Origin of the sequence: Neptuniibacter sp. QD29_5, assembly GCF_047778125.1 — a bacterium.
GTDB lineage: Bacteria > Pseudomonadota > Gammaproteobacteria > Pseudomonadales > Balneatricaceae > Neptuniibacter.
In genome coordinates, this window is sequence record NZ_CP180556.1 from 1,140,346 (window position 1) to 1,154,136 (window position 13,791).

Annotated in this window: 15 protein-coding genes and 1 tRNA gene; 5 read left to right on the top strand and 11 right to left on the bottom strand. The window is 45.2% G+C overall.

Translation table 11 applies throughout. The features are described 5' to 3' along the window. Positions 1–65: 65 nt before the first annotated feature. Positions 66–1,313: a GGDEF domain-containing protein gene (locus ACMXYR_RS05170; protein ID WP_415903181.1), complete on the bottom strand. Its 1,248-nt coding sequence runs from the start codon at positions 1,311–1,313 to the stop codon at positions 66–68. Positions 1,314–1,530: 217 nt separating this feature from the next. On the opposite strand from ACMXYR_RS05170, the gene ACMXYR_RS05175 reads away from it, so the two are divergent. The 3 genes from ACMXYR_RS05175 to ACMXYR_RS05185 all read left to right on the top strand — a co-directional run bounded on the left by ACMXYR_RS05175 (position 1,531) and on the right by ACMXYR_RS05185 (position 3,877). Further along, positions 1,531–1,618: transfer RNA gene (locus tag ACMXYR_RS05175), tRNA-Ser, on the top strand. Positions 1,619–1,780: 162 nt separating this feature from the next. Beyond that, complete coding sequence (locus tag ACMXYR_RS05180) at positions 1,781–3,424, top strand: DUF6538 domain-containing protein (RefSeq protein WP_415903182.1); 1,644 nt, start codon at positions 1,781–1,783, stop codon at positions 3,422–3,424. 159 nt (positions 3,425–3,583) lie between these two features. Continuing rightward, positions 3,584–3,877 (top strand): hypothetical protein, encoded by a 294-nt coding sequence (locus tag ACMXYR_RS05185; RefSeq protein ID WP_415903183.1) that lies wholly within the window; start codon positions 3,584–3,586, stop codon positions 3,875–3,877. 7 nt (positions 3,878–3,884) lie between these two features. On the opposite strand, the gene ACMXYR_RS05190 is transcribed toward ACMXYR_RS05185, so the two are convergent. From ACMXYR_RS05190 to ACMXYR_RS05220, 7 genes are all read right to left on the bottom strand, one after another. Further along, a complete protein-coding gene (locus ACMXYR_RS05190; RefSeq protein ID WP_415903184.1) occupies positions 3,885–4,067 on the bottom strand; it encodes a hypothetical protein in 183 nt (60 codons plus the stop codon). Then, positions 4,068–4,859, bottom strand: coding sequence for a hypothetical protein (locus tag ACMXYR_RS05195; protein ID WP_415903185.1), 792 nt, complete (start codon positions 4,857–4,859; stop codon positions 4,068–4,070). It lies immediately after the preceding gene. Next, positions 4,856–5,026 carry a hypothetical protein gene (locus ACMXYR_RS05200; RefSeq protein ID WP_415903186.1) on the bottom strand — a complete coding sequence of 57 codons (171 nt, stop codon included), beginning with the start codon at positions 5,024–5,026 and terminating at the stop codon, positions 4,856–4,858. The genes ACMXYR_RS05195 and ACMXYR_RS05200 overlap by 4 nt, the downstream gene beginning before the upstream one ends. A gap of 90 nt (positions 5,027–5,116) precedes the next feature. Continuing rightward, positions 5,117–5,296 (bottom strand): hypothetical protein, encoded by a 180-nt coding sequence (locus tag ACMXYR_RS05205; protein WP_415903187.1) that lies wholly within the window; start codon positions 5,294–5,296, stop codon positions 5,117–5,119. A gap of 503 nt (positions 5,297–5,799) precedes the next feature. Then, positions 5,800–6,270: a DNA-directed RNA polymerase gene (locus ACMXYR_RS05210; protein WP_415903188.1), complete on the bottom strand. Its 471-nt coding sequence runs from the start codon at positions 6,268–6,270 to the stop codon at positions 5,800–5,802. Between the two features lie 35 nt (positions 6,271–6,305). Continuing rightward, a complete protein-coding gene (locus ACMXYR_RS05215; RefSeq protein WP_415903189.1) occupies positions 6,306–6,509 on the bottom strand; it encodes a hypothetical protein in 204 nt (67 codons plus the stop codon). Positions 6,510–7,233: 724 nt separating this feature from the next. Further along, a complete protein-coding gene (locus ACMXYR_RS05220; RefSeq protein WP_415903190.1) occupies positions 7,234–7,791 on the bottom strand; it encodes a tyrosine-type recombinase/integrase in 558 nt (185 codons plus the stop codon). A gap of 317 nt (positions 7,792–8,108) precedes the next feature. Between ACMXYR_RS05220 and ACMXYR_RS05225 the strand changes: the two genes are divergently transcribed. Together ACMXYR_RS05225 and ACMXYR_RS05230 are read left to right on the top strand one after the other, a co-directional pair. Next, positions 8,109–8,741, top strand: coding sequence for a hypothetical protein (locus ACMXYR_RS05225; protein WP_415903191.1), 633 nt, complete (start codon positions 8,109–8,111; stop codon positions 8,739–8,741). Positions 8,742–9,025: 284 nt separating this feature from the next. Then, positions 9,026–10,231: an integrase domain-containing protein gene (locus tag ACMXYR_RS05230; RefSeq protein ID WP_415887531.1), complete on the top strand. Its 1,206-nt coding sequence runs from the start codon at positions 9,026–9,028 to the stop codon at positions 10,229–10,231. A gap of 461 nt (positions 10,232–10,692) precedes the next feature. Here the strand turns inward: ACMXYR_RS05230 and ACMXYR_RS05235 are convergent, their stop codons facing one another. The 3 genes from ACMXYR_RS05235 to ACMXYR_RS05245 are packed head-to-tail and all read right to left on the bottom strand — an operon-like array spanning position 10,693 to position 13,623. Next, positions 10,693–11,379 (bottom strand): LutC/YkgG family protein, encoded by a 687-nt coding sequence (locus tag ACMXYR_RS05235; RefSeq protein ID WP_415887533.1) that lies wholly within the window; start codon positions 11,377–11,379, stop codon positions 10,693–10,695. 10 nt (positions 11,380–11,389) lie between these two features. Further along, a complete protein-coding gene (locus ACMXYR_RS05240; RefSeq protein ID WP_415887535.1) occupies positions 11,390–12,802 on the bottom strand; it encodes a lactate utilization protein B in 1,413 nt (470 codons plus the stop codon). Beyond that, positions 12,802–13,623, bottom strand: coding sequence for a (Fe-S)-binding protein (locus ACMXYR_RS05245; RefSeq protein ID WP_415887536.1), 822 nt, complete (start codon positions 13,621–13,623; stop codon positions 12,802–12,804). Before ACMXYR_RS05245 ends, ACMXYR_RS05240 begins: the two co-directional genes overlap by 1 nt. Positions 13,624–13,791: the final 168 nt, after the last annotated feature.

Sequence of the window (13,791 nt, forward strand, 5' to 3'; positions counted from 1 at the left end):
AACATCTTATACCTTCCAGGTATTACTTGGCCCGGTTTTCTATAACCGGGCCTTTTTTATCCCTGCTATTTCTGTTTTCTACGTTGTTTGTCGGAATACATTCTTTCATCTGCAATCTGTAATAGATCTTTTGCTTCATCAGCATCGGACTCGCTTGGGTATTCCACACTGCCATAGCTAAACTTCGCAATGATGCCTTGGCCTTTATAGTGATAAGGGCTGCTGTGCGCGATCTCTTCTATGCGTTGAATAAGCTCACTTGCTACATCCTGCGAACTGTCTGGTAACAAGATGATGAACTCATCTCCACCATAGCGAATGACCTTGTCTGTCGTGCGCAGGTTTTCGGATAGAATCTGGCAGAAGTGAATCAGAATGCAGTCACCAGCATGATGGCCAAAGACATCATTGATCTGCTTAAAGCCATTCATATCAATCATGCTGATGGTTAAAGGCCGATTCTGGCGATCAGCTCTAGATCTCTCTTCATCGAGTAATCGCTCTAACTGATGCCGGCTGTAAGTTCCCGTTAACTTATCGTAGATAGATAGCTCTTCTACCTGCTGAAATGCAGTCTGTAATAACGCTTGTTGCGAGTTAAAAGAGTGCTCAATGCTATTGATCTCTTCTAGCTCTGAGTCGAGAGCTAGCTTTTCATTAAGGTTGTGGTGACCTTCGGTTTCTTTAAGCTTTCTTTCTAGGCGTTTTAAAGGTTTGACTATATGGGCAAAAAGATCGCGAGAGAGAAAGAGGTAGGAAGAGATAACGGTAATAGAGAAGACTAAGAATAAACCCATCAGAACTTCGCTTACAGGAAGGCGGACTCTGTGTGCTGGAAAGGTCACGTCCAACACGCCGGCTATCTCACCTTGGTGTGCTTCGGTATGACAGGCTAAGCACTCCTGTTTGAATCTGAAAGCATGGTAATAATGTATCTGGTCCAGCGATTCGATCTGAGTTGCATCCTGTTTGCTGGCTAACAGCTGGCTTATCTCTTCGGTGATTGCTCGATCACCACCAAACTGTTGCTGAACGGCTGCTCCGCGATACATGCTATAGGTGATATCGGGTGCATCTTCGTTTAACGATTCTATGAGCTGATTAACTTCTTCATAGCTTGTGCCTTGGTTCATCGCTTGGCGCAGATCTTTGAATACCAACTGTCCAAGGTATTGTCCTTCTTGTCGAAGATCCTTTTCGATAGAGAGAAAAATCAACGCAAATACGATCAAGGCTGCAAATAAGCAGCTAATCAAAGCAGCGCGGTAGAGCGAGTTAAATAGTGTGCTTTTGAGATCTGTAATAGGCTGCATAATAGATGTGATTTTTTATTGTTTATCACTTCAGTTTACTTGGCTGACTGAACTGTACAACCGCAAAGAATAACAGTCTGGTGGAGCTTTAATATTAGCGATTAAAAAAGGCGAAATAATTTGCCTTTTTTTACCAAACTGCTTGCGGTCAGTCAGTGCTGTGATACAATTCGCGCCGCGTTGGTGTTGAGTCGTTAGGTTCCACTAATTGCAGGATGGTCAGGTGTCCGAGTGGCCGAAGGAGCACGCCTGGAAAGTGTGTATACGGAAACGTATCGAGGGTTCGAATCCCTCCCTGACCGCCATCTATTCTAAGTACTTGTTTTAACAAGTATTCTTTGGTTTCAAGGAGTTACAGTCGCCTAGTAAATTGCGACTGGTACAAAGGACTGGTACAAAGGACTGGTACAAACTTAGTCTGAATCCAGTTGCTTCACGTCTCTCGTGGAGTACAAAAAGTGACCTGCATGGCATCTCCTTGGAAACATCCCGACAGCGGTATCTATTATCATCGCGTCGGCGTACCTAAAGACATCCAAGATCAGATTGGAAAGTCTCTCATTAAGTTTTCCCTACGAACTAAAAACCTCGCTGAAGCTAAGCGTATCTTTGCGTTACGTTACGCTGAGACTCAAGCTCTCTTTGAACAAGCTCGCTCCCGTGTGCGTTTAACACCGAAGGACATCGAAGTGTTGGCTCAACGTTGGTTTCAGTCTGCTGTGCATGAGATCGAGAACGAAGGAGCGGCAAGCTCTTACGTGGCACAGTTCGATGATGGCAGTGTGGATGATGTAAGTTCTCTGATCATAGATGCTCTTGAAGCTGGCTATGACGCTCAGTTGAGCTGGGTGAGACCCTTCGTTGACGATGTGCTCAAAGAGAACAATCTACTTATTAAGGAAGGTAGCTCTGAGTACCAACAGCTAACCGCTAAGATTTGCTGGCGTTTCCGTGAGTTGTCCAAGTTAGCCTTAGATCGCCTGTGCGATGACTGGTCTTCATCTAGTGATGAGTTCACGAGCAGAGCGTCTGAGCCGCTTAGTACTGAGACGGGTATTAAAGTACCCAAAATGGCCGTTATTCTCGACTACAAGCCGCTTTCGGAAGTTACTAAGGCATTCGTTCAGTACAAGACAGATCGCGGTGATTGGGACGATAAAACGCTCAGTGAGGCCTTAGGTATCTACAGTCAGCTTGAGGAGTTTATCGGCGCTAAGACTGATCCATCAGCAGTAACTCGTGAGCAGTTACGTGAGTTCAGCGTTCTACTGGCGCAGCTTCCGAAGAACTACACGCGGACACCACGCTTCAAAGGTTACTCACTGCATCAACTAGTAGAGGTCGCTGCGAATGAAGAGCTTCCGACAGTTGCTTCCGGTACGGTGAAGAAGAAGTTTGTCTTCGTTAAGTCTCTCTTCAAGCATGCAGAGCAAGAAGAATGGGCTGATCGAGATCGTGCTAAAGGCATCACAATACCTAAGGGTGTCACTCGTAAGCGTGTACCTTACAAAGAGCAAGAGCTTGAAACTATCTTCAAGGCGACCACTGAGGCTGACCGTAAGTCTGACTATTGGCTTCCTCGTATCGGTCTGACTACAGGCATGCGGTCGAATGAGATACTTCAGTTGACCACGGCTGACGTTAAGCAGCTTGCTGGTGTCTGGTGCTTTGACATCAATACTGATGGTGGCAAGAGAACCAAGAACGATAACTCTCAGCGTGTCGTTCCGATTCCTCAGGTTCTAATCGAGCTTGGCCTGTTGGACTATGTGCAGAGCCTTGAGGCTGGGCAGTTGTTCCCATGTGTTCAGCTTGGATCAGACGGAACGTACTCCAAGACGTTTAGTAAACGTTTCAATTCGTTGATCGAGAGGCTAGGTCTCAAACCGGATGCTGACGAGCTGATTATGAGAGACTTCCATTCATTCCGTCATAGCTTCAGGGCGAATACACGCGCCTTCGGTATACCTAAAGAACAGGCTGATCTGATCGGCGGTTGGCGAGATCAAGACGGCAGAACCTCCGGTGATGACTATGGCGTTCACTTTGAGTCATTCATAAATGAGTTGAAGACGGCTGTTGATAGCATCGAGTACTCTGGGCTGAGCTGAAGCATTCAGGTCGAAAACAATAGGGAAGGCATCAAGCCTTCCCTAAGTAATCATCGAAACTTTCTCATTCTTTCTAATTGATCTATTTTTGTACAGTAGTCGTAGATTCATCATTGATGATGACATCCTCTTATCATTCCAGATGGAGCGAATGACGCTATGGACTTAGTTACAGCCGATGCGCTAGATCGTAGAGAGTTAGAAAAGCTGTTTCCAAAATCATTCTTAATTAAGCACAGTTGCTTTGCGAGCATCAGAGATATGCTTGTGGAGTGTAAGTGTAAAAAAGCGTTGTTCCCAGACACGAAAGATACAAGGCTGGATAATGCTATACGGAAATGCTCTTGCTTCAACTCATGGTCTGAAATGTATGAGGCCGCTTTAGAAGACTATGCAGACAGGCTTTGTCAGAAGGTTGATGAAGACATCGAGGCGCTACACACAAAACAATAGGAAAGGCTTAAGCCCTCCCTAAGTAAACCTCACGCCAACACTGAGGCAGACCATCAAACATCACTAAGTCTGCTTCTCTGTGTTGGCCTTTAGTTCTCAGTGATGCGATCCGTTCAGCTTTTCGCTGTAGCAGCTCTTGATAGCGTTTTCTGCTTCTGCTGAACCCAAGGCCATCACTGAGTTTCTTCATTTAGTTCCAGTTGTTGTACTGGGCGTACTTCGCCGCAAGCTGACCTAGCATTGCACCGTTACCTATGCTCATAGCGTGGCGCAGTGTCTGACGCTCAGCGTTGCTCAGGGCCGAAGAGGTTAGGTACGACATCAGATGATCATAGTCGATCTGGTAACCAGTGAGAGTCTCAAAGCTGTCAGCGACCATCGTTGCTTGGTTTGCTATCGCGTTGAGCGCCGTATCTAAGACCTCGTCACGATTCATACCTGAGGCCGCTACAAGTCGATCAATGGCTTCTTCGGAGCCGTCCAGACCTTCAGAGAATGCAGTAAACGCCAGCGCACTATAACCCTCATTGCCTAAAACTGAATCCATGAATTGCAGATCATTACGGGTATCACTGCTGTAGCTTTGGTTTAGGTTGGTGATGTCGAAGTTGTCTTCGTCATAGCTATCCTCTTCGTAGTCATCGACTTCGTATACCTCGTCATCATGGGTTTGCTCATGGTCTTCCTGAAGAGTGTTGTAGCTTCCAAGTGGTGCGCCTAGTACTTCTGAAGTAATCAGACCCGCAGCTATTGCTGATTCAACGGTAGTCTCAGCGCCTCCGATGTTTATCAGAGTGTTCGGCTGGTAGGTCGATGACATTTCCATCAAACCGTTAGAACTTCGGTGGTAGCTGTTCGGATCGATACGGGCAGCGTCTTCTAGTGCTCGCTTCTGTACATATCGGTTGTCAGCGTGTTCTTTGTCCATCTGTACGCCTGATTTCTCTTGGCGCATTTCGTTTAGTTCGTCGAATGGGTTCATTGTGTTTGCTCCTGCTTAGTTGGGATGGTTTTAGTTGTGGGTCTTACATTGAAGAGTGGGCAGCTCTTAGAAGTGCAGTCGGTGACTTGTTGCTTCCAAGTGCCACTGGAGTTCTCGTCGTAGATACATGCTTTGCACATGTTATTGATTGGCTGTCTTAAGCTCATGGTTTGGGGTTCCTTGGGTGGGCTGTAGGTAGGCTTGGGGTAGGAGCTGAACGTGGCTTCTAGCTCCAGAATCGGGTCAATTTGGTGCTGTTATGCTGGTTGAATCAGATGACCGACTTTCTTGAAGAAGACATCGCGGCAAGTCTTCGGTGCTATGTTGAGAATCTTCGTTTCGGTGATCGTCAGCTCGCGCTGGTTATGCGTTAGGTCTTCTGCGAGTTCATACAGAAGGTCATCAAATATGGTGATGACAGCTTGTCTTGTTTTCATGGTTTGGGTTCCTTGTGGGTAGGTATGGAAGAGGTGTCGAACGTGGCTTGTGGCTTAAGAATCGGGCCAAATTGGGCCTTAAATCAGACCTTCTCTCTTGGCTTCTCGTAGTAGCTGAGTGACGGCTAAAGGTCGCGAGACGCGCTTGACGTTTCGTTCATTTGCCATTTTGGTTTGTTTGTCTTGGATGATAGACATCACATCGGGAGGGAGACGTAGAAGCACACGCTGTGCAGTCGTGTCGCCCAAGTAGGCTGAGTTTTTCATGTTGGTGATCTCGTCGATGAGGTGGGCGGGCGGTGGAAGCTATATAACATTTGAAAATAAAGACCTGCAGCCACTTAGAGAGTAGAGAGAAACTCAAAGTGGTCTTACGCAGGTCTTCATGCAGAAGCGGAATGAACCGCTCGACAAAGCTACCCTCAATCTAGCCCTTCAGGGCTTGGGCTGTCGTTAACACCATGACAGCGGAGAGTTATATAGTTCTCCTATGGCGTGGGGTATCAGATGGTTAGGCTTGTCCATTTCCCGCCAATGGCGCATTTTGGACAGGTCTTACGTGTGATACCGAAGTCCAGCCACCATTGAGCTAACTCAGCGTCAGACGGACGGTCATCCTCCTGCGAGTTTTGACCGGAGCGGTCATTTCTCGCACTCTCCACGATCTCTTCAAGTGTCGCAATGGTCTTATCCGCGACCATCTGATAGATGTCTGCTGGTCTGTCGCAAGGTAGCACATTAACTGCTGCGGCTCCGATTGGGTCACGGAATGCTAGAGACAAGTGCTGTACGCCAGAGTTGGAGCCATCCAAGGCGATAGGTATGGAAGACTCAAAGGTCTCAGGGTTGAGTCGTTCTGTCCTAAGGACATTTTGATTCATTGGGCATCTTGCGTCAGACGGACGGTCTTCCTCCTGCTCATTTTCCGCCAATGGCGCATTTTGAGTACTTCCGTCTGTAGGTCTTAGACTCATATCATTGAACGATTTTGTCCTAAGGACATTTTCGATCAGCGTTCTTCTTCGTGCTCGTCCAATGCTTTCTGGAAGGCATCGGCTGGGTTGAACGCTGGTGAAGTGTCTAACTCAGACTCATCGAAGAACGGCACGTCGTCTTCTGGTGTTTCGTCGTGTTCGTCTGGTGTGGACGGTAGGTCAGACTCTTGGGACATTTGCACCTCAGGTGTTTTTGTCTCAGCTAGCTGATTGCTCATTTTCGACGGTGCGCCCATTCTGAGCAGCTTTGTCTTTCTCAGCGTTCCACTCATTTGTAGCCGATGCGTTTTGTCCTCAGGACTTTTTGCATCAAGGCTCTTCTTGTGCATTTTCACCGGTGCGGTCATTTTGCGCACTCAAGGCCGTTTGCCCATTTTGACCGGAGCGGTCATTTTGGGCAGCTTTGTTCTTTATGACCGGAGCCGTCGTTTAGAAACTGTCTGTTGCGCTCTAGGCTATGCTGACAGGCTATCTCGCTGTAGCAGGCGGTAGGTCAGATGCGATGAAAACAACAGGGAAAGAGACAGTGAAAGGCTTAGCGTGAAACGTAATGTTTCACAGAGCGAAAACAGTAGGTAAGACACTAGCCTACAGCCAGCCTACTATGCGTCTGACCACAAGGAACCATGAAACCATGTGGTCTTATTACCTATGACAATCAAGCTAGGTAAGAGCTGTAGGCTGGCTAAGCGTCTGGCTATGGGAAGCACTAAGAACTGGTGGTTGTACGCTGTGCCTACTGAGGTCGGGAGAAGGTCTGCTTAAGTTAGTTATCATTAAAGTAATAACTACTAATATGAGCGTAGGTTATGCCCTACGTCTACCGTATACACAGTGGCGTAGGGTTAGCTCATAGAGGACTAAGTGTATGTCTAAGTGTTCCCATAGCTAATTCTTATCTATGGCGTGGTATATCAAATGTACAGTTAATGTATATACAAATCACAGCACATAGTCATCGTATGACTGGTGGATGTCCTGCTTCTCAATTCCGATGTATCTCATAGTCACTGCAGGAGTGCTGTGGTTCAACACCTTGCAGATCACCTCGATTGGCACACCGTCTGACCACATCGCATAGCCCCGCGTCTTACGCATAGAGTGAGTCCCAAGCTGTACGCCGATGATGTCACCAATCTCTTTGAACTTCCTAGCTACTGTAGAGCGGTCTATAGCCTTCTCTGAGCTACGCGCTCTGTTACCTTTGGCTTGAAACAACCAGACGTCTGCAAGGTTGTCGTTGCGTCGACGCTGGATGATCTCTTGTGCCTTGGAGTTAAGCTTGATGCTGCGTACCTTCTTAGTCTTGCCTTCAACAAGGTTCAGGACTTCAAGACCTTCAACGTCAGAGAACTTAAGAGAGAGTAGGTCAGAGATGCGTAACGCTGCGTTGATCCCAAGCTCCCAGATGTCTCTGTAATCAGACGAACCGTGTTTCTCCAGTAGGCGGGACACCATGTGAATATCGTCCTTGGTCTTTACTGCTTCTACTTCGTTCATGGTCTTAAACCCTAAGTCACACAAAATGATACGATCTTACTTTATGTGATGTAGAGCTGGTGGTCAATCGCTATCTCTAGCATTCATGGTATTTCGCTAAGTCACATAATTGCATTGTGTGATGTAGGGTGGTTTTTAGGCGAAGGGGTGCTCAAACTTAGTTGTCCAATACCAAGGTTATGAATTCAACTTTTCCTGCCACGTTTAGAGGAGGGGTACGGGGGGGAATTTGCTTCAGCTTTTAATAAAAAGTGGTGACAGATTTTTTTTGGATTTTCATTCTGTGTTATAAAGTCGCCTAACTCAAAGGAGGGAATATGTCTGAGAAATTACATGATGGATTTGTACGTCAAAGACGAAACTTAATGATGATGTCTGTATTTGTCGGTCTCTACCAATTAGCTGGTATTGAACTAAAGAAAATTAATTTCTTCGGCAACGAGATTGTATTTAAGAACCCTGAATTACTCAGCGTTTTCATGTGGGTTCTATTAGTTTACTGGTTGATCCGTTTCGTTCAGTTCTCTGGCGAGATGGGAGATAAGGGACTGAAGGGAGATTTTTTAAATTTGAGGGAGCCTTTTATTCGGTATTTTGCTTATCGGATATTCAAAGGGAGCAAAGGTTATAAACGGATAATTGCGGAATCCGATAAAAATTTGGTACTACAGCATCGTGGAATGGAGATCTATGAGAATGGTCTTTTTGAGAGTCAAGGTGCGGTCAACTTTCTTCTCAACGAGGAAGGGGCGGGAGGATTAATCGAGAAATTTCAGTTTGATTTAGGGATTCGTGCAATGTTCATGTCTAACATTGCAGCTTTAGCTCGAGTGATGTTGTTTACTCGTCACATCACTGAATACACCCTTCCTTTAGTTATGTTCATCCTTGCCTATCTAACAAGTGTTGAATCGGTAGCGCAGATGATTTTGGGTTGGATAGTTTCCTAGACTGCTGGTACAAAGCGCTGGTATATTTGTTATCTGGGAAGGTGTTGTATCTCTTTTAAATCAATTAGTTAGTGTTTTGCTGGTAGTATCGAGGGTTCGAATCCCTCCCTGACCGCCATTACTAAGTTTCATCAGGTGTCGTAAGGTACCTTAACTCCTTGAATTAAGTGAATTTACTCGGAATTCATGTTTCAAGAAGTATCATCAAATGTTGTCAAATCTCAGTATTTAAGTAACACTGTATGTAACATCGTTAGAGTTGTTACAAAGGTGGTGTTACATCAATGGCCAGAAAGACTGCACCTCTTACCAATACTCAAGTTAAAAATGCAAAACCCAATGACAAGGAATATAACCTTGCAGATGGCGATGGATTAGCGCTTAGAGTAAAACCCAACGGGTCGAAAATTTGGATCTTCAATTACACCCGTCCACATACAAAGAAACGCGCCAACATATCTTTTGGGAGCTATCCAGCAATCTCTATTGCTGATGCACGAAAAAAGAGGCTTGAAGCAAGATCGCTTCTTGCCGATGGTATCGACCCCAAGCAGCAACGTGACATTGACCGTCATGAAGCAATGATTCAGCAATCGAATACCCTAGTAGCTGTGATTGATGCTTGGTTTGAGATTAAAAAGACAAGTATTAGTCCTGATTACGCAGACGATATAATCAACTCATTGCTTAACCATGTGGTTCCCAAGCTAGGTAATCATCCAGTCTCTGATATTACAGCACCCTTAGTAATCAATGTTCTAAAGCCGCTTGCTTCTTCTGGGAAGCTGGAAATGACCAAGCGAATTTGTTCGCGTTTGAATCAGGTAATGACGTTTGCTACAAATACAGGCCTCGCTAAGTCGAACCCTTTGGCGGGTATTAAGCATGCTTTTGAATCTCCATCTGTAACCAATAACCCGACGCTTAAGCCTGAAGAGCTGCCGCTTCTGATGGCCAAGGTCGCTGACGCTAATCTTCGAATTGTGACTCGGTATCTAATTCGTTGGCAGTTACACACGATGACAAGACCTAGTGAAGCCGCAGGAGCTAAATGGGATGAGATTAATCTAGATAAACAAATCTGGGTTATTCCTGCTGAAAGAATGAAAAAGCGTAAGGAGCATGTCATCCCACTGTCAAATCAGGCTTTAGCTATTTTAGAAAAATTGAGGCCTTTTAGCTCAACCAGCTCTTACCTGTTTCCCAGCGATCTTTCGATTCACAAACCAGCAAATGCTTCTACTGTGAATGTTGCTCTAAAGAGAATGGGTTTCAAGGGGCGTTTAACCGCTCATGGCATGCGCTCCATCGCCAGTACCGCGTTAAATGAGCAGGGCTTTGAGCCCGACCTTATAGAGGTTGCGTTAGCCCATACCGATAAAAATCAGGTGCGTGCGACATACAATCGCGCTAGTTATTTAGAACGGAGAAGAGAGATGATGCAGTGGTGGTCTGATGTCATTACCAAGGCTCAAGCGACGGCTTTGTAATAAAGAGTTTTTTTACAGTTGTATAATCTGTTTTGAATCGAGAGGATAGTCAGGTAGGGCTTCTTAAAGCTTGGGAAACATTCAAGTTCAACCAGCTGCTAGAATGATGTATTAAGCCTAAAAAAATTATAATTCAGTTAATATTAGAGCGGTCCAGCCAGAAGTTCAGCGAGGTAGAATTTATGAACTCATAGAATCTGGAACTGCTGACAATGCTACAGAAACGACATTAATTGCGTTGCAGACTTTCGTTGAAGGAGGTAGCAGTAAACACTGAGAGTTATTAACTTACACATATCATTTGCTTGAAGCAAAATTCACGAACCTTAGACTTACCTATTGCAATGGTTGATCCGCGATTAAACAATGAAGACCATTGCCTGGGATAAGTCGCGAGAAACCTGAAGTTAGGTTCCTCGCTTATAGGTAAATCCACTAAGATGTTAGCAACTAATCAAAAACTACAGGTTCTCTACTATAAACAAATTAAGCACTTCAGGTCCATGAGCTCCCTGAACAAGTACCCCCTCTATATCTGTAGTCCCACTTACACCAGATATTAAGCAAAGATTACGTGGAGTTTCTCCCTTGGCGGCGAGTGCATTAGCAATCAGTGCATAATCATCCATGTAGTGGAGTATCTTGGATCGTGGTACTACTGCAATAAGGTACAGAGGTAAGAAATTCAATAGGACAGGCATTTCTGGGCTGGAGTAAACAACAAAAGAGCCAGTTTCTGCGATACCGTGTTCAGCCCAGCAAAGGCCCACGCTATTGTCGTTTTTGATATCTACATCTGTAGTCATTCCCTGCCAGTTCAAATCTTGTAAATGTGGAGCCTTTTGAACCTGTAATGCTTTATCCAGACCGTATTGATCCAAGAATGTATTAACCGCACCGGGCAGTTCATCTAATGACTCAATACGTTGACAACTGGTGCCAATGACCAGCCCTTTTTCAATACGTTTTACCATGGCATCGGCAGCTTCATCAGCCAATAATGAGGGGCGAGCATCTATACTATCTTCAAGTATTGCCAGTGCTTCCTGCTGTATAGTATCTACATCTGCTTTTGCGGTTGGGGCTGCATCACGAATGGCAGAAAAAATACCTTCACGACTCGCAAGTTCTTTATTTCTATCGTTCATGGCTTTTCTCTCAATTCTGCTTTTTCATTTTTTTATATTGCTGCATGAAAGTCTGCGATTCAGGTGCAATAAGGTCACGGTTTCTTGTCCATCCGCTAGTCATCGGCATGGAATGTATCCATCCTTTTCGTTTGAAAAGCTTCATAAAAGGGAGGGAGCAGCTACTAAATAGCTGGAACAGTTTTGGGCGTTTAGCGAGTTGAGAAAAAACGGTAACAAAAACACGGTTTGTTAATGGTTCATATTTTTTCTCCCACGACTGGGATCGTAACGAACGTAAGAGTTTTGGCAGTGGTATTTTAACTGGGCAAACTTCTTCGCAACGTCCATTCATAGTACATGCATGGGTTTGTTTGTTGGCTACCTTTAAACTGTTCATATGTGGTGTTAACACGGATCCCATTGGGCCCGGATATACTGAGCCGTATGCATGCCCACCGATATGTTTATAGACGACACAATGGTTCATACATGCACCACAGCGGATACAGCGCAGCATTTCCTCCATACCTTTTGCAAGCATTTTGGTACGGCCGTTGTCTACCAAGACAATATGACACTCTTCAGGCCCATCCGCATCGTTCTTACGTTTCGGACCGTTGTGGAAGGTAATGTATTGGGTGATCTCACCACCCGTTGCTGAGCGGGTTAGCAACCTTAGTAGCGGTACCGCATGTGCCATGGAAGGAACAAGCTTTTCTATACCCGCTGTGACAATGTGTACTTTCGGCGGAGTTGTTGTTAATTCGGCATTACCTTCATTGGTTACCGTACAGGTTGAACCGCTATCGGCAAGCAGGAAGTTTGCACCACTGATACCTATATCTGAAGTTAAGAACTTACTCCGTAAATCACGACGGGCACTTCTGACCAATTCAACTATTTCTTCTGAAGATGTTGGATCTTTGTGGTATTCACGGAACAGTTTAATAACGTCCTCGCGGCTACGGTGCATCGCAGGCCAGACAATGTGAGAAGGAGGGTCGCCTGCAAGTTGGATAATATGCTCAGCTAAATCTGTTTCTACACGTTCGATACCAGCATTATCCAGAGCATGGGAAAGCCCTATCTCTTCACCCAGCATGGATTTACTACGGGTAACTTTTTTAGCTTCATGCTGTTTGCATATATCTAAGACAATGCGCGACGCTTCTTCTCCGTCACTTGCCCAGTGCACAATTGCACCTTGAGCCGTTGCATTCTTTTCAAACTCGGCAAGATAGTGATCCATATACTTGATCGTATGGTCTTTAACTTTCTGGCCTTGCAAACGTGCATTTTCGAAACCAGGGAAGTTTGCGACTGCTTCTGCTCGCTTTGCTTCCGCTTTATCGGTAGTTCTTCTGATAACAGGCTTTAGGTTTGGTTGTGCCAATGCTTGACTGACGTTTTGCTCAAAATCTTCTGGTCTATTTGCATGCATTACTTATCTCCCAGCAGATTAGATGCCATGCCAGCGAGTACTTCTGCAGCATGTAATGCTTTGATATTGGTATGACCTTCACGGTTTAATTTTCCAGCCATGTTCATCAGGCAACCCATGTCACCACCGAGAAGAAAATCCGCTTTGGTGTCACGAATGTTTTCAGTTTTTTCCTCAACTATAGCGTTGGAAATTTCTGAATACTTAACGCAGAAAGTACCGCCAAAACCGCAGCATTCAGAATGACCATGGAGAGGTTTATGCTCAAGGCCCTGTACATGCGACAGCATTTTTCGTGGCTGTTCATACACATTCAGTGAGCGATAACCGGTGCAGCTATCGTGATAAGTGTAAGTGCCTTTAAGCTCAACATCCTGAGGCTGGTACTGACAAACGTCGACAAGAAAGGAGAGTAACTCGTAAGTTTTATCAGCAAGCTTCTGTGCACGTAATTCCCATTCAGGTTGCTGTTTAAAAACTTCTACAAAGTTTTTCTTGATCATGCCTGCACAAGAGCCAGAAGGTACAATAACGTAGTCATATGCTTCAAACTGCTGAATCGTTTGATAGGCAATCTGGCGTGTACCTTCGTCGTCACCCGAGTTAAATGCAGGCTGACCACAACACGACTGCTGGTCCGGGACATCAACCTGACAGCCAGCATCTTCTAACAGCTTAAGTGCAGCAAAACCCACCGATGGGCGCATTGTATTTACAAGACAGGTCACAAAGAGACCTACATTCTTTTCAGTGATATCACGACAATTAATCCCAGAGGATTCTGTCTTGTTACCACCCACATCAATAATTTTTTTAGACATCAGCCTTATGGCCCCTTTATTTTTAGTAGTGACGTGTTTCTCATAGAGAAGGACTTACTTGTGTTTTCCGAACAAAAGTAGTCAAGCTATTCGTGTGATTTTTTGTAAATTAGCTCTTCCGCATAAGCGGCAAAAGGAAATCGTATTAATTGGTCTTACCCTATTCAG